The organism is Arthrobacter sp. PsM3 (genome assembly GCF_030433895.1).
Taxonomy (GTDB): Bacteria; Actinomycetota; Actinomycetes; order Actinomycetales; family Micrococcaceae; genus Arthrobacter.
Genome location: NZ_JARUXE010000095.1, coordinates 1 through 2,616 on the forward strand (window position 1 = coordinate 1; position 2,616 = coordinate 2,616).

The following is a 2,616-nucleotide window of genomic DNA, read 5'->3' on the forward strand; positions in this document are numbered from 1 at the left end:
ACAAGTACGCCGAGGGCTACCCGGGCAAGCGCTACTACGGCGGCTGCGAACACGTTGACGTGATCGAACAGCTCGCCATCGACCGGGTCAAGGCCCTGTTCGGCGCGGAAGCCGCCAACGTGCAGCCCCATTCGGGCGCCCAGGCCAATGCAGCGGCGATGTTTGCCCTGCTGGAGCCGGGCGACACGATCATGGGCCTTTCGCTGGCGCACGGTGGACACCTCACCCATGGCATGCGGATCAACTTCTCCGGCAAGCTCTACAACGTGGTCCCGTACCACGTGAGCGAACACAGCCACCTGGTGGACATGGCCGAGGTCGAGGCCCTGGCCCTGGAGCACCGTCCCAAAATGATCGTGGCCGGCTGGTCAGCCTACTCCCGGCAGCTGGACTTCGCCGAGTTCCGCCGGATCGCCGACCTCGTGGGCGCCTACCTGATGGTGGACATGGCACACTTCGCCGGCCTCGTCGCCGCCGGGCTGCACCCGAACCCGGTGCCCTACGCCGACGTCGTCACCACCACCACGCACAAGACCCTCGGCGGCCCGCGCGGAGGGGTGATCCTGAGCAAGGAGGAGCATGCGCGCAAGATCAACAGCGCAGTGTTCCCCGGCCAGCAGGGCGGCCCGCTGGAACACGTGATCGCAGCCAAGGCCGTTGCCTTCAAGATCGCCGCAAGCGACGAGTTCAAGGAACGCCAGCAGCGCACCCTGGAAGGGTCCAAGATCCTGGCCGAGCGCCTGCTCGCACCGGACGTCGCCGAATACGGTATCTCCGTCGTGGGCGGCGGCACCGACGTGCACCTGGTTCTGGTGGACCTGCGCAACTCGGCCCTGGACGGACAGCAGGCCGAAGACAGGCTCCACCAGATCGGCATCACGGTCAACCGCAACGCCGTTCCCTTCGACCCCCGCCCTCCCATGGTCTCCTCCGGGCTGCGGATCGGCACCCCCGCCCTGGCCACGCGCGGCTTCGGCCCCGCCGAATTCACCGAGGTTGCCGACATTATCGCCGAGGCCATTAAAGGCGAGCTCAGCGACGAGTCGGCCGTGCTGCTCCGTGACCGGGTCACGGTCCTCGCCGAGAAATTTCCGCTTTACCCGAATCTTTCCGGCACTGCCGGAACCACCCCGAACGGAGTTGCACTATGAGCACGGAACAGCTTCCGGAGCACCCGGAATTTCTTTGGCGCAACCCGGAGCCCAAGTCCTCCTACGACGCCGTGATTGTGGGCGGCGGCGGGCATGGTCTGGCCACGGCCTACTACCTGGCCAAGAACCACGGGATGACCAACATCGCCGTCCTGGAAAAAGGCTGGCTCGCCGGCGGCAACATGGCCCGGAACACCACGATCATCCGCTCCAACTACCTCTGGGACGAAAGCGCGGCGATCTACGAGCACGCCCTCAAGCTCTGGGAGATCCTGCCCGAGGAACTCGAGTACGACTTCCTGTTCAGCCAGCGCGGGGTGATGAACCTGGCCCACACCCTGGGCGACGTCCGCGAAAGCATGCGCCGCGTCGGGGCCAACAAGCTCAACGGCGTCGACGCCGAGTGGCTTGACCCGCAGCAGGTCAAGGAACTCTGCCCCATCCTGAACATCAACGACAACATCCGCTACCCCGTCATGGGCGCGACGTACCAGCCCCGCGCCGGCATCGCCAAGCACGACCACGTCGCCTGGGCGTTCGCCCGCAAATGCGATGAGCTGGGCGTGGACATCATCCAGAACTGCGAGGTCACCGGCTTCCTCAAGGAAGGGAACCGCGTCGTCGGCGTCAAGACCAACCGCGGCACGATCCACACCGAAAAGGTCGGCCTCTGCGCCGCCGGACACAGCTCGGTCCTCGCGGAAATGGCCGGCTTCCGGCTGCCCATCCAGTCCCACCCGCTCCAGGCCCTCGTGTCCGAACTCCACGAGCCCGTCCACCCCACGGTGGTCATGTCCAACCACGTCCACGTCTACGTCTCCCAGGCCCACAAGGGCGAACTGGTCATGGGCGCCGGCGTCGACTCGTACAACGGCTACGGCCAGCGCGGATCCTTCCACGTGATCGAGCACCAGATGGCAGCCGCCGTCGAGCTCTTCCCGATCTTCGCCCGGGCCCACGTGCTCCGGACCTGGGGCGGGATCGTGGACACCACCCTGGATGCCTCCCCCATTGTCGGCACCACTCCGGTGGAGAACATGTTCGTCAACTGCGGCTGGGGAACCGGCGGGTTCAAGGGCACACCGGCTGCCGGCATGACCTTCGCGCACACCATCGCCACCGGAACACCGCACACCCTCAACAAACCCTTTGCCCTCGAGCGCTTCGAAACCGGCGCCCTGATCGACGAACACGGCGCCGCCGCCGTCGCCCACTAGCCGCCGTCCCTTAGAAAGAAGACGCACATGCTGCTTATCTCATGCCCCAACTGCGGCTCGCGCGACGAGACCGAATTCCACTACGGCGGCCAGGCCCACGTCCCGTACCCGGAGAACCCGAACGAACTGAACGACCGCGAATGGGCCGAGTTCCTGTTCTACCGCGACAACACCAAGGGCATTTTCGCCGAGCGCTGGCTGCACAGCACAGGCTGCCGGCAGTGGTTCAACATGCTCCGCGACACCGT

Annotated in this window: 3 protein-coding genes; all 3 read left to right on the forward strand. The window is 66.0% G+C overall.

What is annotated here, in order from left to right:
• The coding region (gene glyA / locus QCD75_RS21690; RefSeq protein WP_301231597.1) for a serine hydroxymethyltransferase at positions 1-1,151 on the forward strand (1,151 nt) is incomplete at its 5' end.
• Positions 1,148-2,368, forward strand: coding sequence for a sarcosine oxidase subunit beta family protein (locus QCD75_RS21695; RefSeq protein ID WP_301231598.1), 1,221 nt, complete (start codon positions 1,148-1,150; stop codon positions 2,366-2,368). The genes glyA and QCD75_RS21695, both read left to right, overlap by 4 nt.
• Positions 2,369-2,395: 27 nt before the next feature.
• Positions 2,396-2,616 (forward strand): sarcosine oxidase subunit delta (locus tag QCD75_RS21700; RefSeq protein WP_301231599.1); only part of this gene is annotated, 221 nt, incomplete at its 3' end.